General features: G+C 53.1%; 20 protein-coding genes. 3 read left to right on the plus strand and 17 right to left on the minus strand.

Features of this window, described 5'->3' with window-relative positions; all coding sequences use genetic code 11:
- Positions 1–3 precede the first annotated feature (3 nt).
- The 6 genes from ACZ481_RS19730 to allC form a co-directional block, all read right to left on the minus strand.
- On the minus strand, positions 4–1,440 hold the full coding sequence (locus tag ACZ481_RS19730; protein ID WP_464767046.1) for an NCS1 family transporter: 1,437 nt from the start codon (positions 1,438–1,440) through the stop codon (positions 4–6).
- 57 nt (positions 1,441–1,497) lie between these two features.
- Positions 1,498–2,850, minus strand: coding sequence for an allantoinase AllB (gene allB / locus ACZ481_RS19735; RefSeq protein ID WP_464767047.1), 1,353 nt, complete (start codon positions 2,848–2,850; stop codon positions 1,498–1,500).
- 12 nt (positions 2,851–2,862) lie between these two features.
- Positions 2,863–4,221 carry an allantoinase AllB gene (gene allB / locus ACZ481_RS19740; protein WP_464767048.1) on the minus strand — a complete coding sequence of 453 codons (1,359 nt, stop codon included), beginning with the start codon at positions 4,219–4,221 and terminating at the stop codon, positions 2,863–2,865.
- 66 nt (positions 4,222–4,287) lie between these two features.
- Entirely contained in the window at positions 4,288–5,337 is a 1,050-nt protein-coding gene (gene allD, locus ACZ481_RS19745) for an ureidoglycolate dehydrogenase (protein WP_464767049.1), read from the minus strand.
- A gap of 29 nt (positions 5,338–5,366) precedes the next feature.
- Positions 5,367–6,128, minus strand: a complete 762-nt coding sequence (gene allE / locus ACZ481_RS19750) for a (S)-ureidoglycine aminohydrolase (protein ID WP_464767050.1) — start codon at positions 6,126–6,128, stop codon at positions 5,367–5,369.
- Positions 6,129–6,145: 17 nt separating this feature from the next.
- Complete coding sequence (allC, locus tag ACZ481_RS19755; RefSeq protein WP_464767051.1) at positions 6,146–7,381, minus strand: allantoate deiminase; 1,236 nt, start codon at positions 7,379–7,381, stop codon at positions 6,146–6,148.
- Positions 7,382–7,725: 344 nt separating this feature from the next.
- Between allC and ACZ481_RS19760 the strand changes: the two genes are divergently transcribed.
- Together ACZ481_RS19760 and ACZ481_RS19765 are read left to right on the plus strand one after the other, a co-directional pair.
- A complete protein-coding gene (locus tag ACZ481_RS19760) occupies positions 7,726–9,405 on the plus strand; it encodes a PucR family transcriptional regulator (protein ID WP_464767052.1) in 1,680 nt (559 codons plus the stop codon).
- Positions 9,406–9,442: 37 nt separating this feature from the next.
- On the plus strand, positions 9,443–9,841 hold the full coding sequence (locus tag ACZ481_RS19765; RefSeq protein ID WP_464767053.1) for a thioesterase family protein: 399 nt from the start codon (positions 9,443–9,445) through the stop codon (positions 9,839–9,841).
- Positions 9,842–9,931: 90 nt separating this feature from the next.
- On the opposite strand, the gene ACZ481_RS19770 is transcribed toward ACZ481_RS19765, so the two are convergent.
- From ACZ481_RS19770 to ACZ481_RS19810, 9 genes are all read right to left on the minus strand, one after another.
- Positions 9,932–11,107 (minus strand): quaternary amine ABC transporter ATP-binding protein, encoded by a 1,176-nt coding sequence (locus ACZ481_RS19770; protein WP_464767054.1) that lies wholly within the window; start codon positions 11,105–11,107, stop codon positions 9,932–9,934.
- A gap of 17 nt (positions 11,108–11,124) precedes the next feature.
- Positions 11,125–11,985: an ABC transporter permease gene (locus tag ACZ481_RS19775; protein WP_464767055.1), complete on the minus strand. Its 861-nt coding sequence runs from the start codon at positions 11,983–11,985 to the stop codon at positions 11,125–11,127.
- 20 nt (positions 11,986–12,005) lie between these two features.
- A complete protein-coding gene (locus ACZ481_RS19780) occupies positions 12,006–13,016 on the minus strand; it encodes an ABC transporter substrate-binding protein (RefSeq protein WP_464767056.1) in 1,011 nt (336 codons plus the stop codon).
- Positions 13,017–13,185: 169 nt separating this feature from the next.
- Positions 13,186–13,809 carry a GntR family transcriptional regulator gene (locus tag ACZ481_RS19785; RefSeq protein ID WP_464767057.1) on the minus strand — a complete coding sequence of 208 codons (624 nt, stop codon included), beginning with the start codon at positions 13,807–13,809 and terminating at the stop codon, positions 13,186–13,188.
- A 76-nt stretch (positions 13,810–13,885) separates the two neighbouring features.
- On the minus strand, positions 13,886–14,827 hold the full coding sequence (locus ACZ481_RS19790) for a phosphate butyryltransferase (protein ID WP_464767058.1): 942 nt from the start codon (positions 14,825–14,827) through the stop codon (positions 13,886–13,888).
- A 196-nt stretch (positions 14,828–15,023) separates the two neighbouring features.
- On the minus strand, positions 15,024–16,310 hold the full coding sequence (locus ACZ481_RS19795) for an FAD-dependent oxidoreductase (RefSeq protein WP_464767059.1): 1,287 nt from the start codon (positions 16,308–16,310) through the stop codon (positions 15,024–15,026).
- Between the two features lie 147 nt (positions 16,311–16,457).
- On the minus strand, positions 16,458–17,849 hold the full coding sequence (locus tag ACZ481_RS19800; RefSeq protein WP_464767060.1) for an MFS transporter: 1,392 nt from the start codon (positions 17,847–17,849) through the stop codon (positions 16,458–16,460).
- A 50-nt stretch (positions 17,850–17,899) separates the two neighbouring features.
- Entirely contained in the window at positions 17,900–18,928 is a 1,029-nt protein-coding gene (locus ACZ481_RS19805; protein ID WP_464767061.1) for a Nif3-like dinuclear metal center hexameric protein, read from the minus strand.
- Between the two features lie 162 nt (positions 18,929–19,090).
- Entirely contained in the window at positions 19,091–19,435 is a 345-nt protein-coding gene (locus tag ACZ481_RS19810; protein ID WP_464767062.1) for a hypothetical protein, read from the minus strand.
- Between the two features lie 287 nt (positions 19,436–19,722).
- Between ACZ481_RS19810 and ACZ481_RS19815 the strand changes: the two genes are divergently transcribed.
- Positions 19,723–21,390: an ABC1 kinase family protein gene (locus ACZ481_RS19815; protein WP_464767063.1), complete on the plus strand. Its 1,668-nt coding sequence runs from the start codon at positions 19,723–19,725 to the stop codon at positions 21,388–21,390.
- A gap of 7 nt (positions 21,391–21,397) precedes the next feature.
- Here ACZ481_RS19815 and ACZ481_RS19820 read toward each other — a convergent pair whose 3' ends face one another.
- The gene (locus ACZ481_RS19820; protein ID WP_464767064.1) at positions 21,398–21,757 is read right to left on the minus strand and encodes an arsenate reductase family protein; all 360 of its coding nucleotides are present in this window, start codon (positions 21,755–21,757) and stop codon (positions 21,398–21,400) included.
- Between the two features lie 12 nt (positions 21,758–21,769).
- A complete protein-coding gene (locus ACZ481_RS19825; RefSeq protein WP_464767065.1) occupies positions 21,770–23,803 on the minus strand; it encodes a methyl-accepting chemotaxis protein in 2,034 nt (677 codons plus the stop codon).
- Positions 23,804–23,851: the final 48 nt, after the last annotated feature.

Consider the following 23,851-nt stretch of genomic DNA (forward strand, 5'->3'; position numbering starts at 1 on the left):
CAGCTAGCGGTTACCGGCAGGACTGCCAGCCACCGGGGCCTGTTTTTCCGCGAATATCGTACCTTTTCTGAATTCTGAGTCCCTGAAGGCAAACTTCATCAGCAGGATATAAACGGCGCCGGCGACTACAAAGCCGATAACCCATGCCAGTTCCACTTTCAGGAAGGCAGCGCCGGCGCCGATCAGCATGGCCAGAATCGCGCTGGGGTTATAGCCGGCAAAGGGGCCGTCCTCTTTATACAAATCGGCGACATTTACCTTTTGTCTTCTTAAGATGTAGTATTCGATCAGCAGGATTGACACAATGGGCCCTAAGAAGGCCGAATAGATAAGGATGAACAATCCCAACCCCTCGGCTGAGGAATCCTGCACAAGCACCCAGGGGCAGGACCCTAAAGCCAGCAGACCCGATATCGTAACTGCCGTTTTATAGTTGAGCTTGGTAATCAGCGTAATCACATAGGTGGGCGGAATAATGTTGGCGACCATGTTTACGGCTACTGCCCCCATAACAATAAAGGCGGAAACAAAGAAGGTAATATACGGGTTGTTGATGACAATGGCAAACGCCTTTACCGGGTTGGAGATGCCGGTGGCGGCGGCAAGCATGGCCCCTATACATAAGACGAAGCCATAGGCTATCAGAATCGGCAGGAAATAGAGCAAGCCGCGCTTGCCATCACTGATGCCGGCCTTCAATTCGCGGGAATAATCGGCGGCGCTTAAAAAAATAGCCGCATAATTTCCCATAAACATCATAATGAAGGCAAAGAACGGCAAGCCCCAGGTACCCCGGGCATGAACCCACTTGTCAATAATCACCTCGCTGTGGCTGGTCAGCAGGATGCCAAAAACATAAATCAGCGCCACCATGATGACGGTGGAGATCACCGATTCCACCCATTTGATGGCATGAAAGCCGTAGAGCGAAAGCACAATCTGCACAGCCTGAAGCACGACAAAGCAGACAAAAATGTTGTCAAAACTGCCGCCGGTAATAATTTTGGCGATTTCATTCAGCGCCGTACCGCCGATCCAGCTTTGAAACCCGTACCAGATGATGGCGGGAATACCGCGCAGCAGGGAGGATACTATGGAGCCTTTCAGCCCGAAGGACATGCGCAGCTGGACTACATAGGGGATGCCGGTTTGGTAGCCCAGGCGGTCATTCAAGGCGAAAACACCGGAGATGATGGCAATGGCAATAATGGCCGCGGCAAAGGTTTGAAGAATATTCAGGGTTGCGATTCCCGCCACCACCAGACTGGCCCCCAGGGTCATATTGCCCAGGTTGACGCCATCGCCCAGCCACATGAACATATAATCGACCGGTCCCACTGTCCGGCCCGCCTCGGGCTTCGGACTGAGGGACTCATCCACCCCCATATCCGGCCGGACCTCAATAGTTGTGGCAACGCCGCTTTCTAAATTTGTACTCATCGTCAGACTGCACCTTCTCTCTTTTATTCTTTAGCCGCAGTAGGAGCATGCGCCGGCTTAGCCCCGGGGGCGCACATGCTTGCCCATCGGTTTTGCTACAATCCTGCCATTTTTAAACACAGTTGTGCCCCTGAGAATGGTCTGCGTCACAGTGCCCCGGAAAGTGAAGCCGGTATACGGGCTTACCTGATGCTTGTAAAAAAGATCCGCCGCCTGTAGGGAAAAAGCCTTATCCACAGCCACCAGGGCAAAATCCCCGTCATAGCCCACAGCAATCTTGCCCTTGCCCGGAATATTGAATATTTCATTGACATGGCCGGACGCCAGCGCGGCAATATCCTCCAGGGCGACCTTTCTGGCATGGGCGGCATGGGTCAGCAGAGCCGGCAGGGTTGACTGGCAGGCGGAGATGCCCCCCCAGACTGTTAAAAACTCTCCGTCTTTCAGCTGCGGGTCGCAGGGGGAATGGTCTGAGGAAATAAAAGCGATCTCGCCGTTTAACAGCCTGGCCCACAGCTTCGCCTGATTTTTGGCATCGCGAATCGGCGGTGAGCATTTTGCCACAGGTCCCAGCCGTTCCACATCCTCCTCGGTAAGAATCAGGTAATGGCCGATGGTTTCGCAGCAGACATCAACCCCTCTGCGCCTGGCCTCGGTAACAAGCGCCACGGCCCGGGCGGTGCTGATATGGGCAATGATTAATTTGCAGCCTGTCTCCTCGGCCAGGGCAATCATGCGGGCCACATTTTCTATTTCCGTAATAGGCGGGCGGGCGGAAAAATAATCCCGGACTGTGGTTCTGTTATTCATTAGGGCATTAGCGGTCAGCGCTTGCGTAATTTCAGCATTCTCACAATGCACCATCAGCGGCAGACGAAGTTTTGCTAATTTCTCCATCCCTACCAGGGCCGTATAATCGTCGGCCCGGCCAAACTCCTCAATGCCACTGAAGCAGGAGAAAGCTTTAAAGCCAATTACCCCGCACTCCGCCAGCTCGGCCAGCTTATCCAGATTGGTGGGGGTAAACCCGCCCCAGAAGCCGTAATCCACCAGCGAGTCCCGCTGCGCCACCGCCAGCTTGGCCTTAAAATTTTTCGCGTCAAGGGTGCAGGGACTGCAATTAAGCGGCATATCAAAGTACAGCACGCCGCCGCCCGCTGCCAGGGCCCTGCTGCCGGTCATAATGGTTTCCCACTCGGTTCTCCCCGGGTCGTTAAAATGCACATGCCCGTCTGTTACGCCGGGGAATACATGCAATCCCGTGGCATCGATCGTTTCAGCCGCATCACCGGCTATCTCCTCGGCTATTTCTACAATTTTTTCATCACAGACAGCAATATCGGCTTTTTTCAGCCCGGCGGGACAAACAAGCGTCCCGTTGCGAATAAGGACCTCATAGCGCTTATTCACCCAATTCCCTCCTTATTTAATTTTTTTAACAAATTCGCCAAAGCCTTGTTGGCCAACCAGCTTGCCGCCGCTGGCGACAAGCTGGCCCCGGACCAATGTGCATACAGGCAGGCCGACGCCTTTTAAACCCACAAAAGCAGATATTTTATTAACATAATACAAAGATTCCGGGGTAATCTCCCATTCCTGGTCAGGGTCAAAGATAACCAGATCGGCATCAAAGCCTACTTCAATGGCCCCTTTTTTGCCGTATATCCCGAAAACCCTGGCCGGTCCCGCACTCAGGGCCCGGGCAAGCAGGGTCGGGCTGTAGCCTCTCTTGACCACACCCTCACTGAACACCACCTGCATCGTGTTCTGCATGCCGCTGATACCGCCCCAGGCCCCAAAGACGCCATGGGCTTGTTCACTTTTCTCGCTGAGTTCGCAGGGGGAGTGATCTGAACCGATACAGCTTACAGTGCCATTATTTACATAATCCCACATTGCCTCTACAGCGGCCCGGTCCCGCAGCGGCGGGGCACATTTAAACAGGCTGCCGTTGTTGAGAACATCCTGATCGGTAAAGGTCAGGTAATGGGCGCAGGTCTCGGCGGTGACATCGACCCCTTCCAACTGGGCATCCCTGATGATTTTTGCCACTTGGGGGTGGCTTACATGGCAGATATGAATCTTGGCCTGTAGCTCTCTGGCCAGGCTGATGATATTCTGCGTGGCCGTCAGTTCGGCGATAACCGGCCTGGAGTCAAGGAAATCCTGCCAGTCCGGGTTATCCTTCTTCCGGGCCCGGGCCTCCTCCCATTTGATGATGGAATAATCCTCGCAGTGGAAGCCGGCCCGGGCGCCGGCCTGCCGCAAAATCTCCAGCGCTTCTTTCGCCTGGCCGACAGTTAGCGATACATAATCCGGCGAAACCGGACCGATAAAGGACTTGAAAGCAACACAACCCTTTTCGTCCAGTTCGGTCAGCTTGGTCAGATTATAATCCACAAGCCCGCCCCAGAAGCAGTAATCGACATAAGCCCGGGGCGCTACATGGGCCAGCTTGCTGTCAAAAATGCTGCCGTCAGTAAGTGCCGGCTCATTTTGGAGCGGCATGTCCACAATGGTGGTAAACCCGCCCACCCCGGCGGCGGCAGTACCATGGGCATAGTCCTCCCGCCAGTTGTAGCCCGGGTCATTCAAATGCGCGTGGCTGTCGATAGCGCCCGGAAAAATATACTTGCCCGCCGCATCAATGACCTCCGCGCCCGCCACAGCCGCCCCTGGTTCTGTTATGGCGGCGATTTTACCGTCCGCGATGCCCAAGGTGGCGGCAAAAATCCGGTCTGCTGTCACAAGCCTGCCGTTTTTGATAACCAGATTAAACATGATAATACCTCCTCGACAATATCCGGCCTGGAAACAGGCGGGCTTTACCCGCCGCTGCAGCACTGTTTACCTGGCAAAAGCTCCTTTTTTGTCATACGCATTGTTGTGAATCACGTCAGAAACAAGGTAGTTGTAAACATCGTCCACAATCTCAATCCCCTCCCGCTCGTAGTTATGTTCTCTGATAAGACTGGACTGACCGGGATACATAACTGCTGCAAAACCGGGCGCAGGCTTGATATTATTTAAGTCTGTCATCGTTTGGTTTATATTTAGCAGAAATTCATGCAGATCAGTAAAATAGGCGGGATTAATTACAATGTGCAGTTGGCCTAAATTGCGGCCTTCGCTCAAATCATGATACATTGAGCTTACCTTGTTGCCGAAAGGGACCCCCAGCAGCACGCCTGACAGCACATCAACCATCATCTGCAGGGCATAGCCCTTAGGACCGGCAATAGGGACCAGGGCATTGACTTTAAAGGGGTCGGTGGTCGGGGTGCCGGTTTCATCCACCGCCCACGTATCCGAGATGGCTTCTTTCCTGGACCGGGCATGGAGGATCTTGCCCCAGGCCTGAACCGTGGTCGCCATATCCAGCATTAATATCCTGCCATCCTGGCTGGGGGCGGCAAAAGCAAGGGGATGGGTTCCGTAATAAGGCTCCGCCCCGCCGTAAGGAACCACCATCGGATCTGACTGGCACACGGCAATGCCGATAAGCTTTTCTCTTGCGGCTTGCTGCACAAAATAAGATAATGCGCCACTGTGGCCGATACGCCGCACCCCTACGACGGCAATGCCAGTGGCCTGAGCCATTTTCACCGCTTCATCCATTGCCAGCTTGGCAGCAACATGCCCTGCGCCGTTGTCGCCTTCAAATATACCGCTGCAAGGCCCGGTTCGGGTAAAGGCAAAGTTCGGATTCCTATTGGTTCCCCCTTTGGCAATCCGCTCGGCGTAATATTCGACCCGCATGGCGCCATGAGAATGAACCCCCCTGGCATCGGCGTGAACCAGCACATCGGCGACAATATCCGCGTGGTCGCCGCTTAGGCCCGCCCGGCAGAATTTTCTTTTCATCAGTTCTTTCAATTCAGCTCTTCCTATTCTCATGTCGGCACCTCACCCCTTAGTATTTGAGCCTATAAGGCAGCATCACGGTTGCAGTCTTTGGAATAAAGATAAGACAGCTTCTCGCGGCCTACGGCATAAACAGCCTGGGGCACATACGGACCAAACCAGATATAATCCCCTTTTTTGACCGGAATCCACTCATTATCCAGATAATACAGGCCTTCGCCGGAGAATAAATAGGCCCCGTGCTCCTGCACATGTGTCTCGACAAAGGGGTGGCTGCCGGCCGGCTCAAAGGTAAGGATGTGCATATTCATGTCAAAGGCCGGATCTGTTGGCAGCAAGTCAATAATTTTGACATTTTCCATATCTTCATATATTCTTTCGGCTATTTCATTGACATTGCCGACAACAACCCAGGGCTGCGCCCCCTCTATCGGTTCATATTTCTGTTTATATAAAAGGAGCCGGGTTTCACTGTCGGCCAGGTTTTGTACATACAGCTTATCTCCGGGCGGGCAGTACATATAGCCGCCGGCGGCCAGGACAGCAGCCTGCGCCTCGGTGGAGGCTTTTACTTTGCCGGTGATGCAATAGACAAAGGTTTCTATCTCCGCCCCGCCGAAGCCGCGGGTATTCCCGCCTCCCGGCGCCATCGTCACCAGGTAATGGACAAAGCTTGCCCCCATCTTCGGTGAGGCCAGAATCGAAATTTTGCACTGTTCAAACCCCGGTATCACATTATTCACCAGGCCTGCCGGGGGAATGATGGCATAACTGCCGTGCTTGACAACGGCCCTGCTGGCCAATAAGTCTTGCGGATATCCCATAACACGGTTCACTCCTTTTATTTATAGGCTAATTCATATAACGCGCCGGCAAGTGCTTTTACCCCCGCCGCCAGGTCATGGGGATCGGTATACTCCAGCGGGGAATGGCTGATGCCTTTATGGCTTGGCACGAACAACATGGCTGTCGGGACAAAGGGAGCCATAATCTGCGAATCATGCCCGGCCCCGCTGTGCATCATTTTATAACTCAGCCCGTTTTTCTCACATTGCTTTTTGATAACCGCAACAATGGCGGGGTCCAGGGGAACCGGCGCGGCGTCCATCCACATGTCGATGTGGATTTTTACACCGGCCTGGCCGGCAATCTGCTGCATTTTAGCCGTCACTGCCTCTGTAAAATCGGCCAGCACAGCTTTTTGTGTGTGGCGGGCATCCAGCGTAAACAGGGCCTTGCCTGGCACCACATTAACAATATTGGGCTCCAGCTCCACTTTGCCCACAGTGGCTACCAGGGGATCACCGTAACCGGCCGCGCTATCCATAATCGCGCAAATAATACGGCTGGCCGCATAAACGGCATCTTTGCGGTACCCCATCGGCGTTGTGCCGGCGTGATTGGCTTCGCCGGTAAGTTCAATCGTAAAACGCCGCTGGCCGGCAATATGCTCCACGATCCCCACTGATTTTTGTTCCATCTCCAGCACACCGCCCTGCTCGACATGAACCTCCAAAAATGCTTTCAAATCTTGCCTGCCGGCACTGCCCTCGGGCCGGAAACGGAAACCGGCTTTGCCCATCGCCGCAGTAAAGGCTATGCCCTCAAAATCCGCCATCGCTTCCACTTCTTCCCGCCGGGCAAGGCCCAGAATATTCTTTACGCCCCAAAAAGCATAAGGGAAGCGGCTGCCTTCCTCCTCGGCCACGGAAACAACTTCCATATTGCGCAGTGGCTGCCCATACTGTTTTTGCAGGTAATTCAGCGCAATAATCCCGGCAATAATGCCAAACTGGCCGTCATACAAGCCGCCATTTTTCACAGTATCCACATGAGAGCCTGTTAAAATCGTCTCTTCCGGATAAACTGAGCCCGGCAGTTGTCCAAACAAATTGCCGACGTCATCATAATAAACAAGAAAACCTGCCTGCCGCATATACTGCGCTAACGCCTGCTGCGCCTCCACCCACTCCGGTTTGTAGAGGAAACGCGAGACTCCGCCGGTAGCATCTTTGCCAAATTCCCCCAGCCAATGGAGAAGTTTTTCCGTTTCCTGCCCAAAATCAAACGCATCCATTGTTTCCCTCCGTCATCAACTGAATTGCAACATATACAAACTCACCGCCTGGGAGAGCGCTTTCCCCATATTGGTCTCCATGCCCTGAAACCGCGTTTTATAAGCTCTCACGCCTCCTTCCGCCCTGTAAGCTAGGTTAATTATACTGAATGTTTTCATTTTTCCACCAGTGCATAGTTTGCAAATAAAACGGCTGAAACTGTGCATATTGCATATTCATTCAATTCCGACAATATAGCTACGGCCGGCCGGCCGGCGGCGGGAAGAGCCTGACCCAAGCTGGCAGGAATTTGCAGAAGAATGTCGAAACAAACAACATTCTGATGTTGCGGCGGGGGCTGATTATGCATTTACTCATAAAAGATGTCTTACAGCTTTTTCAGGATAAATCGGTATCCCTGGCGGCTGGCTTTGCCGGCCTGGATAATACCGTTATATCCGTAAATATCATGGATGCACCGGATATTCTGAACTGGGTAAAACCAGGGGATCTGATTTTAACGACTGCCTATGTTGCCAAAGACGACCCGGTCCTGCAGGAACGCTTAATCAAAGATCTCGTTGCCACCGGCGCGTCCGGGCTGGGCATCAAAACCAAACGGTTTTTGCCGGAAATTCCCGCTATAATAAAAAAAACGGCCGATGAATTGAACTTTCCCATTCTCGACCTGCCGCTGGCTATGTCCCTGGCGGAAATTATGAACCCGATTATCAGCAATATTGCCAACAGGCAATCCTATGTACTGCACCGGACGATTGAAATCCAGAAGGCCCTGACCAGGGTTGCCATTCAGGGCGAGGGCTTAGGCTCGATTATAACCTGTCTCGGCCAGCTCACCCAATGCCCTGCCGGCTGCTATGATGTCAATGGTGCCCCCCTCGCCCGCTGGCTGCCGGCAAAACTGCCGGGAGTGCCTGGCCCTATTATCAGGCAAATTGCCGCCCGGCTGGAAAAGCAGGTGGAAAACAATGACGAGCTGCAGGGTTTGCTGGCCCGGACAAAATCCCCCTGTATGCAGACTCTGACCCTGGAAAGCGACAGCTATCTGCTCACTTCCTTCCCGGTTATGTCTGACAACGAAACCTTTGGCCATATCTCCATTGTCCAGGTCAATGACACGTTCGCAGATATTAACAGTGTAGCCCTGGAACAAACCTGTATTGTGGCGGCCCTGGATTTCGCCAAGCAGAAAGCAATCGCCCAGAGCCGGCGGCTGCATTCCCGCGACATCCTTGAATATATATTATTTGATGATTTGGCAAAACCTAATGTGGCCGAGGTGTTAACCGGCTCCAGGCTCAAACATGCTAAATTCTTTGAGTGCTGGGTCATTCAACTGGCGGAAAATGAAAGTGTGGTCAATATCCCGGTCCTGTTGACCCGTATTTACAAAACCACGCAGCAACTGGTGACGGCAGCCAGTCCACTGTCCATTGTCTCGGAACGTACAGGCAAAATCATTGTCCTTATGGCCTCTGCCCACAGCTTTGTCAACAATGAACCTCATTGGGGAATCGTATTGCACAACACCCTGACCGGCCTGTACCGGGACCTGACCATCTCAATTGGCGTAGGCACACTGGCTACCAAGCTAAGTGATGCCCGGCAAAGTTTTCATAATGCATTGACCAGTCTGCGCCTGGGCCAGCAGCTAAAAGGCAGTGGCCAGATTACGTTTCCTTATGAAATTGCCTGTTACTCCATGTTAGAAAACGATGATTCCTCCTCCATCCTGGCCCAGGTCTGCCGCTCGATTATTGAAAAACTGGAAATGGGGGACAAACACTCCGGGGCCGATCTATTGCAAACCCTGGAAAAATATCTGGAATGTGACAAAAGCCTGACGGAAACAGCCGGCGAACTGTATATTCACCGGAATACGCTCTCTAACCGTCTGGAAAAAATTATGGACACCGTACATTTGGACTTTGCCAACAAAGAATTGGTGTTTTGCCTGCGCCTGGCGTTGCGGCGGCGCAGGATAAGCGGCGATTACGCCAGAAAAAAAAGGCCGGAACGCTAAAATATAGCGCTCCGGCCACACAGGAAAGGGGATGCACATGGAATTTAATTTACAGACAGGTATGAAAGCAGAAAGAGCAGAACAGGTAACCAGTGAAAACACGGCTATAAAATATGGCAGCGGCGGGGTTGCTGTGTATGCCACGCCGGCCATGATCGGGCTTATGGAAGGGACCTGCCTGGCGGCGGTTGATCCGCACCTGCCGTCAGGCCTGGCCACGGTGGGAATTGACCTTGCCGTCAAACATCTGGCGGCCACGCCGGTTGGCATGACGGTCCGGGCCACAGCCGAACTGACGGAAATCACCGGCAAAAAGCTGGTATTCAAGGTTGAAGCCTATGACGACAGGGAGAAAATAGGGGAAGGCACGCACGAGCGCTATATTATCGAGCTTGCCAAATTCCTGAAAAAGGCTGAAAGCAAAAAACTTCTGTAAACACGAAACCGGGCCGCTGCGCTGACTTGTATACAAGCCAGCGCAGCGGCTCGGTTGTTTTACCAGCTCAGGCGGCAAGCTTTGCTGCGCTTACACAACCAGCGAAGAAAGCACCGCCGCTTTCGTTACAATCCCAACAAGCTGTCCATTGCCGTTAGTAACGGCAATGGGATATTTGGCCTCGGCGGCAACAGGCATCAGTTCCTGCAAGGATACCTCCGGCGTTGTCAGCGGGATATCCCGGATGACGGCTTCCTCCAGGGTAAGCTCGCCACTGCGGACCCGCATAGCATGGTCAAGCGTCAATAATCCGGTCAGCCGCATATTTTCATCCACCATGTAGACACTGGAAACACCGCTGGACCGCATCTGCTGCATGGCCACATGCCAGCCGGCGCCGGCATTAATGATGGCCGACGGGGCGGTCATAACCTGCTTCACCGATAAAATCCTGGTCCTGTCAATATCTTTAATCAGGTTTTCAACATATTCATCTGCCGGTTTTTCCAGCAGTTCCTCCGGCGTGCCGGTCTGAATCAGGCGGCCATCCTTCATAATAGCCACGCGATTGCCAATCTTAAAGGCTTCGTTAATGTCATGAGTGATAAAGATGATCGTCTTGCGCACCTTTTTCTGAATACTTAACAGCTCAAACTGCATATCCCGGCGAATAATCGGGTCCAGGGCCGAAAATGGCTCATCCATCAATAATATGTCCGGATCATTGGCCAGGGCCCGCGCCAGACCAACCCGCTGCCGCATCCCCCCGCTCAGGGCGCTGACCGGATGCTGCTCCCAGCCGGACAGACCGACCATTTCCAGCATGGCCAGGGCTGTCTGCTCGCGCTCCGGGGCCGGCACCTTTTTCACTTCCAGGCCATAGGTCACATTCCCCAATACATTGCGGTGGCTCATGAGGCCAAAGTTTTGAAAGACCATGGCAATATTATTGCGCCGGTAATCCATAAGCTGCTGTTTGGAAAACCGGGTCACATTGGCGTCCTTAAAAAAAATCTCGCCGGCGGTAGGCTGATGCAGCAGGTTCAGACACCGGACAAGAGTGGATTTGCCACTGCCGGACAAACCGATGATCACAAAAACCTCGCCGTCGCCAATCGACAGGTTGACATCAAAAAGCCCCACGGTGACCCCTGTCGCTTTCTGTATCTCGTTTTTTGTGGCCCCGGCCTGCAGTTTTTTAAGAGCCGCGGCCGTGTTGGTGCCAAAAAGCATGCTTAACTGATGTACTCTTAAAATTTCCTTCACGGGGTGGTCTCCTTCCCTTATTGCTTCTTAGCGGCTGAGCCCCCCTGGGTCAGGCGGTCAATAATGATCGCCACAATGACAATCGCAACCCCGGCCGTGAACCCGCGCCCGATTTCCAGGCGGTTGATCCCGATCAGCACTTCCATGCCTAACCCCTTGGCGCCAATCATGGAACAAGTGACCACCATGGCGACAGCCATCATAATCGTCTGGTTCACGCCGGCCATAATGGTTGGCAGAGCCTGAGGAATCTGAACTTTAACCAGTGTCTGGCCCCAGGTGGAGCCAAACGACCGGGCGGCTTCCACCACTTCGGCGTCCACCTGCCTGATCGCATGGCTGGTCAGGCGGATCACCGGCGGTACGGCATAGATTGTGGTGGCGATCACTGCCGGCACCTGTCCCAGGCCGAAAAACATGACTGCCGGTATCAGATAGACAAAGGTCGGCATGGTCTGCATGGCGTCAAGGATCGGCCGGGCGGCCTGATTGGCTCTGTCACTGCCTGACACCAGGATACCGATCGGGAAGCCAATGCACAAGGATATCAAAACAGAGGCGATTACCAGCGCAATTGTTTCCAGCATCAGCTGCCATAGGCCCAGAAAACCAATACTCAGCAGCAGGCAGCTGAACAATATGCCCCGGGCGGGCCGGCCGTTTGTCCGCCAGCCCCATACACCAACCCCAATGACAGTCAGCCACCAGGGGATTAATTCGATCACATATTGAATGCTCAGGGTAAAACCTGATAGTATGGCTTTGATGAAATCAAAGACACCGCCATAGTTTTTGCTCAAATACAGGATGGCCTGGTTAATGGGAGTGCCGATGTCAAATTGCAATACTTCCGGAAATGTCGTAAACAAGTTTTCCATACTCTCTCCCAACTGCGTGATTATTTCAGGGCATTTTTAATTTTCTCGGCCTGTTCGGGTGTTACCCACTGCTGCCATAAGGGCTCATTATTGGCCAGGAACCATTTGGCGGCCTCAGGATAACTGGCCTTCGTCTCATTCATATGGGCCAACGCTTTGGCCGTAATCGCGCTTGATGTCTTATATTTTTTCAGGAACTCAACAACATCCGGTGCTTTCGCCGCCAGATCTTTATTAGTGCTGATCGTGACCCTGATGGCGGCAAAGTCACCTTTGCCTTCAGTGAACGTGTCCGGATCGTAAGGCGTGTCCCCCAGTCTGACCAGGTCATATTTGCCTGTCAGCCAGGTCGGCTCCCAGTAATAGCCCACAATCGGCAGCCCTTTCTCGTAGGCGCTGGTAAATGCCGCCGCCAGAGCAGCATCAGAACCGGGACGGAAATAGGTAAAGTCTTTGTCAAGACCATAGTTCATATACTTTTTATAGAGGATCTTATCGACTTCCCAGCCCGGGATTGCCCCGTAAATACGCCCTTTACCGCTGGTTTCCGGGTCAGCAAAGACCGCTTTGTATTTCTTTAAATCCTGTACAGTCTTCAGGTCTGGGGCCAAGGGCGGGAGATTGCGTGTTGCGTCCCCTGCAATCACATACCGGGGAACGTACAGGCCTTGCGCGTTATCGTCAAAGTTTACGCCCAACTCGACGATATTGCCCTGTTCCACATCGGTTTTGTAATCAGTCAGATTATCGGTCCAGGACTCCATGTAAATATCCAGGTCGCCATTTTTCATGGCCTGATAGGTAAGAGTGGAGGTGCCGCTGGTCTCTTCCACTTTGTACCCCATACCATGCTGGATCATAAACATCGCCACCGCATTGTGAAACTTAATGCTGTCCCAGCCGGCATCGGCAAACTTCAGTGTAGCCTGTTTGGCAGAGGGTTGTTGACTTTGACTGCTGCCGCAGCCGGCAAGCAATATCAGCATAGCCCCAAGGCCCAGCAGCAAAAGTACCGTTTTCCTTTTCAACATATTTTCACTCCTTTTTCTTCACAACTCACAACTTTATTTTAGTATGCAAGTTGTTACTATGTCAAGAAAAAACCGCAAGAATAAACAGGCACGGCCTTGCTTGCTAATCCGCTTAGCGGCTTACAAAGCAATGGCCGTGCCTGCTGCCAAGCAGCTGCTGCGTGCCGGTTCAGCCCTCGGTCATCATCCGTTCCACCCGTTTAAAGACGCCGGTGTCGCCAATAAACAAAATAATATCGGTAGGCATGAAGCAGGCATAGGGGCCCGGCGACACAATCACCTTGCCGTCCCGCTTGATGCCCACGATCGTGGCGCCGGTCCCCTGCCAGAACTGAACATCGCCGATCATTTTTCCCAGCAGCGGGGAATTCAGGGGCACCTCAAACTCCATAATGTGGATGGGGTTGATATTCCGCAGCCGTTCACTAAGATCAAACATATGCTCAATGGTTTCCAGTATCTCCAGGTTCAGGCTGTTGCGTTCCTCAATTTTTTTATAGATATCGGCTTTCAGGTCCCGTAAGTCTTTGCCGGTATTATATTTTTCCAGGTACTGCAGGGCATCTACCCGGGACTTAATTGTTACGCCGCTGCCTGTGTGCACCTCGACAATCCCCATGTCTTCCAGCAAACGCAGTGAACGCCTGATCGTTTCCGGTGATACATTGTATTCACTTGCCAGTAAAGAACGCCCGGATATCCGGGCCCCCTCCTTCAACTCGCCTTTGGCAATACGGGTCGCAATATCCAGGGCAATCTGCGAGTACACCGGAGTATCGATAAAGTTTTTCATGTTGTCCCAACACCTCATAATGGATGGTAACTATCATATCTCATTATCATACAATAAACAGAGCCGTGAATGCAAGTCAGCAGGGCTGCCCAGCGCTTTGTCCGGCCGGTCCGGAAGAATGGCAGGCCAGCAGGATGCCGATGGCGATGGAGTTTAGTTTGGCAATATCGGAATCGGCCCGCGAGGTAAGGACAACCGGGGCTTTGGCCCCAACGACAATCCCCGCTATATTGCCTCTGGCAAAGAACACAATGGATTTATACAATACATTGCCTGCTTCTATAAACGGCATTAACAAGATGTCGGCCTGACCGGCCACCGGATTGACAATCCCCTTATGCCGGGCCGCTGCCACCGATACGGCATTGTCCAGCGCCAAGGGGCCGGCAACCGTGCAGCCTGTTAAGGCGCCGGTTTCGTTCATTGCTACCAGCGCAGCGGCATCCAGCGTGGCCTGCATCTTGGTGTTTGTTTTCTCCACGGCACAGACACAGGCTACCTGCGGGTGGTCATTGCCCAGCGCCCGGGCCACCTGCACCGCATTTTCAATAATTTGCTTTTTAATCAGCACATCAGGGTTAATATTCATGGCGGCATCGGTAATGTAGAACAGCCGGTCATAGCCGCTGATTTCGGCTACCGCCACATGGGACAGGACATTGTCTGTCCGCAGGCCGATGTCCTTGTCAAGGACCGCTTTCAGGATTACGGCCGTATCCACCAGGCCTTTCATAACAACCTGGGCTTCGCCCCGGGCCACAAGCTGTACGGCTGTCCGGCAGGCTGCCGTTTTATCGGCCTGATCAACAATGGTGAAATCTTCGCTCCGGATATGATGGTCCCGGGCAATTTGCCGGATTTGCTCCTCATTTCCCACCAATATGGCATCGGCAATCCCCAGTTCTTTGGCCTGTTGCACGGCAAGCAGCACTTCCGGGTCCTGCGCTACGGCAACGGCGATTGTTTTGGGACCTTTGGCCTGGGCGGTCTGGATAATCTCTGCAAATTTTCTTATCATTTCATTACCCCTTACCCGTTTTTTAAGTTGTGGCATTCATTAGGCATTGTATGTTTCTTCCTCCATTTTACCACAAACCTGGCCACAGTTAGATAAAAAAAAGCCGCGCTTTTGGCGGCGGCCGGCCCAGGGGCCCTCATAGCTTTTTCCAGCCCTGTTGTTCTGGGGCTTGCGCTAGGGAACTCAGTTTTGCCTGTTAAGCAAAAATTCCCTTCATATTGGTTTGGCTTACTTTGTTCCGGATCGCTTCCACATCGGTAAGGTAAAGATTTTTCTTTTTCATACGCTCAAAATACACAGAGCCGGAAAAGGTGTATTTTTTAGTCAGCCCGGACGGAGTCTGCATCTGTTCATTCACGTGGGCAATGGCATCCCCGCAGGCCAGTTCTGGGGAAATTTCAATTGGCCTTTTGCCCAGCGCCACCCTGGCTGCATTATGTCCGGCCAGGGTGCCGGTGACAATGGCCTCGGTATGGCCTACCAGCAGTCCGGACTTTTCGCCGGCACAAAAAACATTGTCCAGCCCTTGCACTTGCAGCGTATTGTCCCGGGGCAGCATGCCGAAGTAACGCATGGAATTGCCAATGCCGCCGGCATAGGGATCTTCAAACCGGGCGTTGGCACAGCCGGGTATTTGCCGCAGCACGTCAAGCGGATAGTAGGCTGACATCAGTTTGGCATGACCCGTATCAAGCAGAATGATATTTTCGGCAAATTCCCGCAGGGCGTATTGCTGGCATGCCTTTTGCCCAAGGGATGCCATGCTTTTTTGCAGGCGCGGCGGCACAGCGATCACACAGACGCCGGTCCGGTCAAGCTGTTCCCGGACTGCAGGCGCGAGGGAATCTTTATGCAGCTTGCAGGAGCCGCTCATCGCCCCAAAGGTGCCATCCTCCTTCTCACCAATTATTTCCTCGACCCCCGCCTTGGCGGCAATGCTGAAACGGGGACCAAAGGTCGGACAGCGATAGATGCACATGACACAGCCATTGCCATATTTCATGCAATTGCCCTGCGGACCGGCAGTGCCTGAGGCATCCACAAACGCATCGCCCTCCGCCTCAATCGCTTCCCCGTGCAGCCGGCTGGCAGCCACGCCGGTGATGTTAGCGCCGGCCAGGACAGCATCGTTGATCCGGGTTTGAAGATGAAGGGTTACACCGGCGGCCTGCAAGGCCTGGCGGACCGCCGGTTCAATTAAGGCTACATCATAAAGGCTGACATGGTTGTGCCCGGGAAAGGAGATGTTTTTATGCCGGGAATGGGCATCACAGATTTGAAACAGCTCACCGCCGCCCATAGCGATACACTCTTCGGTCGCGGTAAACCGGCCATTGTTGCGCATAATCCCGCCCACCAGGCCAGTGCCCAGCAGCATATCGGCCCGCTCAAACAACTCAACCTCGCACCCGGCTTTCCTGGCTGCCAGGGCAGCGGCGGCACCGGACCAGCCGCCCCCGGCAATTACTACTTTCTTGCTCATTGGACCCCTCCTCCGCTTTCACTTGCCCGCAAACTTAAGCAACTTATCAGGCAAGAACAGTCTCTCTGCCATATTATTTAAAATTACCACTGATATTATCCTTGATCCCGGCCTGCCGGTCAGTTGCAGCCGGCGGCCTCTAAAAGGTCAGCCCTTGGCCTCATCCCCCGTGACACCGGTACCAGCCAGCGCCAGCGAGGGAGCAGGCTGTTTTTCTGTCAGTTCGTCCAGGGATTTATTCATGGTTTCCTTACCCAGAACAATAATATCGCAGGCAATAATGGCCAGCACGATCGTAAACATCATAAACACGGTGCCATACTGGTCGGAGCCGGTCATCAGCGCGCCTACAACAATCGGGGCGATAATGCCGCCAGTCCGGCCGCAGGCTGCGGCCCAGCCCACACCGGTAGCCCGCGCCTGGGTGGGATATTGCTCGGCTGAATAGGCATGGGTTATTCCCCAGGCCCCTAAGTTGCAAAAGGACATCACACAGCCCCAGAAGATGATGCTGCCGGCCGAGGTGGCCTGGCCAAACATAAAAGCCGCTAAGGCGCAAACTGCCAATAAGGTCCCCATGGTCGCCTTGCGGCCAACCTTATCCACAAAGTAGGCGGCGGCAAAATAACCGGGAATTTGTGCCAATGTCATATATAACAGAAATTCAAACGAACGGATGAGCGTATGCCCGCTTTGCACCAGCAGCGAAGGCAGCCAGGTAAATATGCCATAATACGAATATACCATGCCAAACCAGAGAACCCACAGACAAATGGTGCGGCGGCGATATAACGGGGACCAGAGGTCCATAAAGCCGAACTTTTTTGCGGTGCCTGCCGCCAGGCAGGGCACCGGCGACGGTTCGCCCACCGGCACACCCAATTCCCGCTCGATTTTGGCAACAAGGATATGGGCTTCGGTATGCAATCCCTTGCTGACAAGGTACATGGCCGATTCAGGCAGTACCCGCCAGACATAAACCACCACCAGCGCCGGCAGGGCGCCGATATAAAAAGCAAGCTGCCAGCCGTATTTAGGAATAACCAGATAAGAAAGCACCGCTGCCAGCAGCCAGCCAACAGCCCAGCTGCTATTTTGCAGCACCAGCATTTTCCCGCGGTGCTTTACCGGCGCATATTCACTCATTAAGGCATTGGCCACCGGCGGCTGGCCGCCGACGCCAGCGCCAACCAGGAAACGGAAAGCCAGCAGAGATTCATAATTCCAGGCCAGGCCGCATAAGCCGGTGCCAATGGCATAGATGCCTAAGGTGGCGACAAAAATTTTTTTCCGCCCGACCCGGTCGGCCAGCGTGCCTGACAAAATGGCGCCAACCGCCATGCCTAACAAGCCGGCGCTGCTGATAAAGCCAATCTGGGCCGGCGACAGGTTCCAGGACCCAATCATTTTTGCCAGCACGAAGGCAATAAGTCCGGTGTCCAGGGCCTCAAAAGCAATCCCTGACCCCATTAACAGTAAAAGGCGGTAATGGAAACTACCCAGGGGAAGATTACCTAAACGGTCTGTTATTGTTGCCATTGTCTTATCCTCCTAATATTACAGGTTTGATAGCGTAACCATGTTCCGGGTTACTCAGACCTCCTTTCTTTATTAACCAGGTACTCACGGGCAATATACTCCGCGTAATTCCTGATCGCCGTGGTGCCCACCTTATAGAAAGGGGTAGAAGTAATCCGTTCGCGAAACAGGACAACCTCCACCGCCGGCAGCAGTTTTTGCAGGGCAGCAGCCAACGGCAGCCCGTTCTCCAGCATTTCCATGGCATGAGAATTGCCAATGACAAAATTAAGGCCTAACTCTGCCGCCGTTTTAACTAACTCGCTTTCCGGCCGCACCCGGCTGATGGAGGCGATGACCGTATCTGCTGCCGGATGCTCTTGCTTTATCTGCACAAGATGCCGGGCGGTAAAACCGGTATGAGGAAAGATATGGATAATAGTCCCCACCTTGTTTTCCCGCCTGCCGACAAGCAGCTGACCGCCTGTGGCCACATTGGTTTCACAGATTTCACTGCAATCGCGCACATTTTTTTCTGTCAGCAGCATTTTTTGCTCCTCATCCATGCCCATAAATTCATTAAGCCTGTCTAAAATAGCGCCGATAGTTGGCACCTCCGCCAGTGCCCTGCCGACATAAACAATATTGCCGGGGGTATTGCCGTAAGCGATATCCACCCGGAAAGCCTGGTGCCCATGGATATAGGCGATACCGGGATGCAATCCGTGGAAAGCCTCATGCAGTTCAAAAACCGCCAGCCCATACAGGTCTAAATAGCCGCGCATGTTGACGCCGCCCGAATTGGCGGCATCCACCACCGGATGATGAGCAATAATGGCATCAACACCGGTTGCCCCGGCCAATTCAATGTTGCACTCGGTCAGGGTCATAGTCACAGCCAGCTTCTTTACCGGCGCTGCTAAATTGCCGCACACCAGTCCCGGCAGCTCCATGCATTCTTTGCCGGGGATATGGGAGGATTTCATGATGACGAATTGATTCGTGCCGCTGAAAATATCTGCCAGGTTCTTAACACAGCGGCCGCCGGTAATTTGATCCAGTGCCGCCAAAACATTGCTTACTCTGATAATGTTGTCCAACCTCCTTGTATATAAAAAAAAGCTACCGCAATGTCCTGCCACCGGCTGCGCATGTTTTACGCAGCCGGCGGCATTACACAAAGCGGTAGCTTTCGGCTCTCCTGCAGAGTTCCTACGACCATCCCCAAATATATTTTTTAATCAGGCTGTTTCCACTTGTACTTAACGCCTGTCCGCAAGCAAAATAAAGGTTACAGCCAGTTCATAGCCAGGCGCATAATCTTTCAGGACACAGAGGACAGGCAGCTCGATTTGCTCAATCAGTTCCTGCTTTAAACGGCGTTTATACTCGTCTAATATCGCCACATCGGCAATGCGGGAGGACATCCGGTCCTGCTGGTCAAGAGCAGCCAAGGCCGGAATACGCTTATGATCGGCGGTAATAATAATCTTGTCTTCCACAAGGGTTACCCGCTGCTTCCGCAGGCCTGTCCCAAACAGGGAAAGATTGACCTGATTATTAATCCGGGCAATCTCTTGCTTTAAATCTGTATCCGGTACTTTCATAACAATCGCTCCTGCCATGCCCGGCCTGCGGCCCAAGCGCTGGCCAATGCTGCTCTTAGCCCGAAAAAAATTACCCCTTACGGTGCGGGCAAAAATAAACCTCCCCGGCTACAAGCCCGGGGAGGTCTTCATTGACCAAGTCTCTTAAATTGTTTATATTTTAACACGTATTTGCTTATCTTACAAGGCAGAAATTGGATTTTTTCGATAATAACCGGGTATATGAGCAGTCATTCGCGGGGATATTGACAAAATACCGATTTGTCACAACAGGAGCCGGGATAGCTATGTTTAAAAAGAAAGTACGCCATATCAACCGCTACCGTGAGATTGCTGCCGCCCTTTTCAGCCAGGGCTTTGACTACATTGTCGAAGAAATCGGGCTCATTCAGAAAATCCCCTATTACCAGCGCGTGCGTCCGGTCATCGCCACCGGCGGTATGAGTGAACGGATCCGGCTGGTGCTGCAGCAATTAGGTCCCACTTATGTCAAGCTGGGCCAGATTGCCAGCACGCGGCCGGATCTGCTGCCCCGGGATCTTATTGATGAGCTGGAGAAACTGCAGGATAAAGTAGCCGGCTTCCCCCTGGCCGGAGTCCGCTCGGTGCTGGAGGCGGAGCTGGGGGGAAAGCTGGAAGAAATATTTTTGCAGTTTGCGCCGGAGCCGCTGGCAGCCGCTTCTATCGGCCAGGTCCATAAGGCCGTGCTCACCAGTGGTGAGACTGTGGCCGTAAAAATTCAGCGCCCCCATATTGCCGCCGCTATAGAAACTGATTTGGAAATTCTGTACGAACTGGCCAATCTGGCTGAACGCCGGTTTCTCTGGGCAAGATCCTACCAGCTGGTAGATATGATTGATGAATTTTCAAAATCACTCCTGCTGGAGCTTGATTATACAAGCGAAGCCCGCAATGCCGAAAAAATTGCCAAACAATTTCTACATAACGACCTGATTTGCATCCCCCGCGTATACTGGCCGTATTCGACGCCCAAGGTGCTGACTGCAGAATATATCGAAGGCATAAAAATCAGCAACAGGGACCTGCTGGCGCAGCAGGGTTATCAGCTCTCCCTCTTGGCCGAACGGTTTGCCAAAGGGATCTTGCAGCAGATTTTTATGGAAGGCTTCTTCCATGGCGATCCGCATCCCGGCAATGTTGTGGTATTGCCGGGAGAAGTCATTGCGTTTCTGGACTTTGGCATGGTGGGCCGCCTCAGCGCGGAAATGAAATATAATTTGTCGTCTGTGGTTATCGGCTTGATGCGTCAGAATGCGGATGAATTGACCAATGCCATTTTCCGGATGGGGACGGTGCCCGATCAGGTCAACAGGCGGCAGCTGCGGGAAGATATTGAGTTGTTAAGGGAAAAATATTATGGGGTGCCTTTAAGCAAGGTCAGTCTGGGAGAGGCAGTCAGCAGCATTTTTGCCGTTGCCCGCAAGCATAAAATTAAAATCCCGGCCGATTTGGTATTAGTCGGCAAAGCCTTGCTGACCATGGAGGGGGTTGTGGAAAAACTTGATCCCAACCTAAGCATTCTGGATATTGCCGAACCCTTCGGCCGGCAGCTGCTGCGAGAGCGCCTGCATCCTAAAAACCTGGCCAGAACCTGGCTGAGGAACCTGAATGACTTTAGTGAGATCTTTTTTCAGTTTCCTCAGCATTACCATGAGCTAAGAGCCATTGTCAGACGCGGCCGCCTGCAGGTGGAGATAGCATTGCCTGAGATCGAACAGATCCTGAAAGCCCAGGACCGTATCAGCAACCGCTTGTCCTTCAGCGTGGTTCTCCTGGCCTTCAGCCTGATTATGTCCAGTATTATCATCAGTTTGAGTATTGCCGGGCAATATTCCCTGTTATGGAAGGTGCCGGTTGTGGAAATCGGCTTCGGCATTGCCATGGTTCTGTTTGGCTGGCTCCTGTACGCCATTATCCGTTCAGGCAAGCTGTAGGCGATTACTAAAGGAGCGCCTCCCATTCAGGCTCTTTAAACCCGACTAACACCTTATCGCCGCTAATCAGCAGCGGGCGTTTCACCAGCATGCCGTCGGTTGCCAGCAAAGCCAGCTGCTCCGCTTCCGACATGGCGGCCAGTTTGTCCTTGAGGGCCAGAGATTTGTATAAACTGCCGCTGGTATTAAACAGTTTGCGGACCGGAACCTGGCTTTTCTGCCACCAGTTATTCAACTCGGCTGCGGTTGGGTTGTGGTCCTTGATATTCCGCTGTTCATAGGTAAGCCCCTGGGCATCAAGCCATTTTTTTGCCTTTTGGCAGGTTGTGCACTGGGGATAACAAAGGAACAGATATTTTTTGTCCATAATTACACACTCCTATAACCGAAATTTCGCGATCCCGGCCTGTAGATCGGCAGCCAATACGGCCAGGCTTTGGCTGGAGGCGGCAATCTGCTGCATTGCGGCCGACTGCTCTTCAGTAGCGGCCGAAACGTTCTGCGCTTCAGCCGCCGTCCGGGCACTGGCAGTGTCAATTTCCTGAATGGACTGCAGCAGGGTGGCATTACTGGCATTTATCCGGCTGACAGCGGCTGCCACCTCCTGGACCTGGTTGGCAATGGCCAGAATGGAATCGGCGATATGATTAAAGCTGTCACCAGTATTATTGACAAGGGCGATACCGGTTTGAATGCCGCTGGCACCGTTTTGGGTAATAACAACAACCTCATTCAGATTGGACTCATTTTTTTCGATTAATTGACTAATCTTATTGGCAGCCTGATTGGACTGTTCGGCTAGTTTCCGGACCTCTTCCGCCACAACGGCAAAGCCCCGGCCCTGTTCGCCCGCCCGCGCCGCTTCGATCGCCGCATTTAAAGCCAGCAAATCGGTCTGGCCGGCAATGGAGGCGATAAGGGTAACAATTTCTCTGATCTCCTGGGAGCTTTGCGTTAATTCGCCAATCGTGGCCTGGGTAGTGTCTGTGTTTTTGCCGATTTCATGCATCTGGCCTACAGCCTGATCCACAGACTGGCGGCCCTGTCTGGCAGCTTCTGTCGTGTCTTCCGCAATATGCGACAGCTCCCGGGTCGCCTGGGAGATCTGATTTACCTGGCCGGCCATTGCCTGGGACTGGGCCGTGATCTCGCGTACAACCGCGACCTGGTTTTCGGCCGCCTGGGCAATTTCGGTAATCGAACCGGCGACCTGATTAGCGGCATCGGCCGACTGGTGCGCACTGGCCGTCAACTCTTCACTGGAAGCGGCCAGTGCTTCGGACTGGGAAAGAACACTGGTTACCAGGGTCCGCAAGCTGCTGCGCATTTGCTGGAACCCCTGCGCCAACTGCCCTATTTCATCCTGGCTAGCGACGCGGGCCTGCTGCTCACGCAGATCGCCCCGGGCCAGCAGCAGGCATTCGTCCCGGATCAGCGTAATTGGCTTCGCCAGCCTTTGACTGAGCAGGATTATGAACAAGGCGGCTAAAATAAGACAAAACAGGGAGCCGCTCAGCATGGCATAAGTGAAGGCAGTCATGGCCTGCATGGCTTCGGCCTCCGGCGCGGTTACAATCAAAATCCACTGTTGTCCGCCCGTTAGCTGGATGGGTGTAAAAACACCGATTCGGGTAACACCGTCAACAAATTTATAGGTTCCCCGCACAGGCTTGCCGGTTTCGGCAGCCGTTGTAAACAGGCCGATAACATGGTCGTCAAGCTCGGCTTCTTTGGTGTTGAGCGCCGGGTCCAGCTTTTTTTCGGTGAAGTTTATTTTACCGACAAGCTCCGGCAGCTTGGGATGAATAATAAGTTTGCCGGTTTTATCGGCAATTGCCCCGTAGCCGGTAGCCAGAAACTGCATATCGGCAATCAGTTCAGTCAGTTTCGCCAGCGAAACAGTACCGGTTAATACGCCTGTAAGCTGCTCGTTATGCAGCAGCGGTACAGCCACATTCACAGCGATTTTGCCGGTGGTCCTGGAAACCAGCACATCGGAAACCACCGTTTTTTTGGTAGCCACAACCTGCTTAAAATATTCCCGTTCGCCCAGCTGGGTAGTCGAGCCGTCCGGGCGCAGGGCGGCACCGTCGGGGGCAATGTAGGTTACATTCTCCAAATTCCCCAGGCGTTTGGCGCAATCCTGCAGGGCCGCCTGCAATTGCTGCCTGTCGGCCGGATTATATAAGGCTTTGTTGGTTGAAAAAGCCTCCAGCTGCATGGCCGCCCCCTGTACATAGGACTCGATCCGGTTAGAATAATCGCTGCCGATTCCCATTGCGTTTTCATCAATGCTTGTTGTCAGGGCTTCTTCGGCCAGGTAATAATTCACCCCCAGCAATAATCCGAACGTCAGCATGAAAAACGGCAGTAAGACGAGCAGGAGCCGGGTTCTGATACTTGTAATTTTCATAGCAACCTGTCCTTTCCATAACTTAATTTTTATTATTTCATCCTGGCA

The sequence above is a fragment of the Sporomusa intestinalis genome (genome assembly GCF_055383785.1).

Coding starts and splice junctions, on each gene's coding strand:
- ACZ481_RS19765 (WP_464767053.1), top strand. CDS start 9,443: ATGGAATTTAATTTACAGACAGGTATGAAAGCAGAAAGAGCAGAACAG.
- allB (WP_464767048.1), bottom strand. CDS start 4,221: ATGTTTAATCTGGTTATCAAAAACGGCAGGCTTGTGACAGCAGACCGG.
- ACZ481_RS19760 (WP_464767052.1), top strand. CDS start 7,726: ATGCATTTACTCATAAAAGATGTCTTACAGCTTTTTCAGGATAAATCG.
- ACZ481_RS19815 (WP_464767063.1), top strand. CDS start 19,723: ATGTTTAAAAAGAAAGTACGCCATATCAACCGCTACCGTGAGATTGCT.
- ACZ481_RS19820 (WP_464767064.1), bottom strand. CDS start 21,757: ATGGACAAAAAATATCTGTTCCTTTGTTATCCCCAGTGCACAACCTGC.
- ACZ481_RS19795 (WP_464767059.1), bottom strand. CDS start 16,310: ATGAGCAAGAAAGTAGTAATTGCCGGGGGCGGCTGGTCCGGTGCCGCC.
- allD (WP_464767049.1), bottom strand. CDS start 5,337: ATGAGAATAGGAAGAGCTGAATTGAAAGAACTGATGAAAAGAAAATTC.
- ACZ481_RS19785 (WP_464767057.1), bottom strand. CDS start 13,809: ATGAAAAACTTTATCGATACTCCGGTGTACTCGCAGATTGCCCTGGAT.
- ACZ481_RS19825 (WP_464767065.1), bottom strand. CDS start 23,803: ATGAAAATTACAAGTATCAGAACCCGGCTCCTGCTCGTCTTACTGCCG.
- allC (WP_464767051.1), bottom strand. CDS start 7,381: ATGGATGCGTTTGATTTTGGGCAGGAAACGGAAAAACTTCTCCATTGG.
- ACZ481_RS19730 (WP_464767046.1), bottom strand. CDS start 1,440: ATGAGTACAAATTTAGAAAGCGGCGTTGCCACAACTATTGAGGTCCGG.
- allE (WP_464767050.1), bottom strand. CDS start 6,128: ATGGGATATCCGCAAGACTTATTGGCCAGCAGGGCCGTTGTCAAGCAC.
- ACZ481_RS19780 (WP_464767056.1), bottom strand. CDS start 13,016: ATGTTGAAAAGGAAAACGGTACTTTTGCTGCTGGGCCTTGGGGCTATG.
- ACZ481_RS19800 (WP_464767060.1), bottom strand. CDS start 17,849: ATGGCAACAATAACAGACCGTTTAGGTAATCTTCCCCTGGGTAGTTTC.
- ACZ481_RS19775 (WP_464767055.1), bottom strand. CDS start 11,985: ATGGAAAACTTGTTTACGACATTTCCGGAAGTATTGCAATTTGACATC.
- ACZ481_RS19810 (WP_464767062.1), bottom strand. CDS start 19,435: ATGAAAGTACCGGATACAGATTTAAAGCAAGAGATTGCCCGGATTAAT.
- ACZ481_RS19790 (WP_464767058.1), bottom strand. CDS start 14,827: ATGATAAGAAAATTTGCAGAGATTATCCAGACCGCCCAGGCCAAAGGT.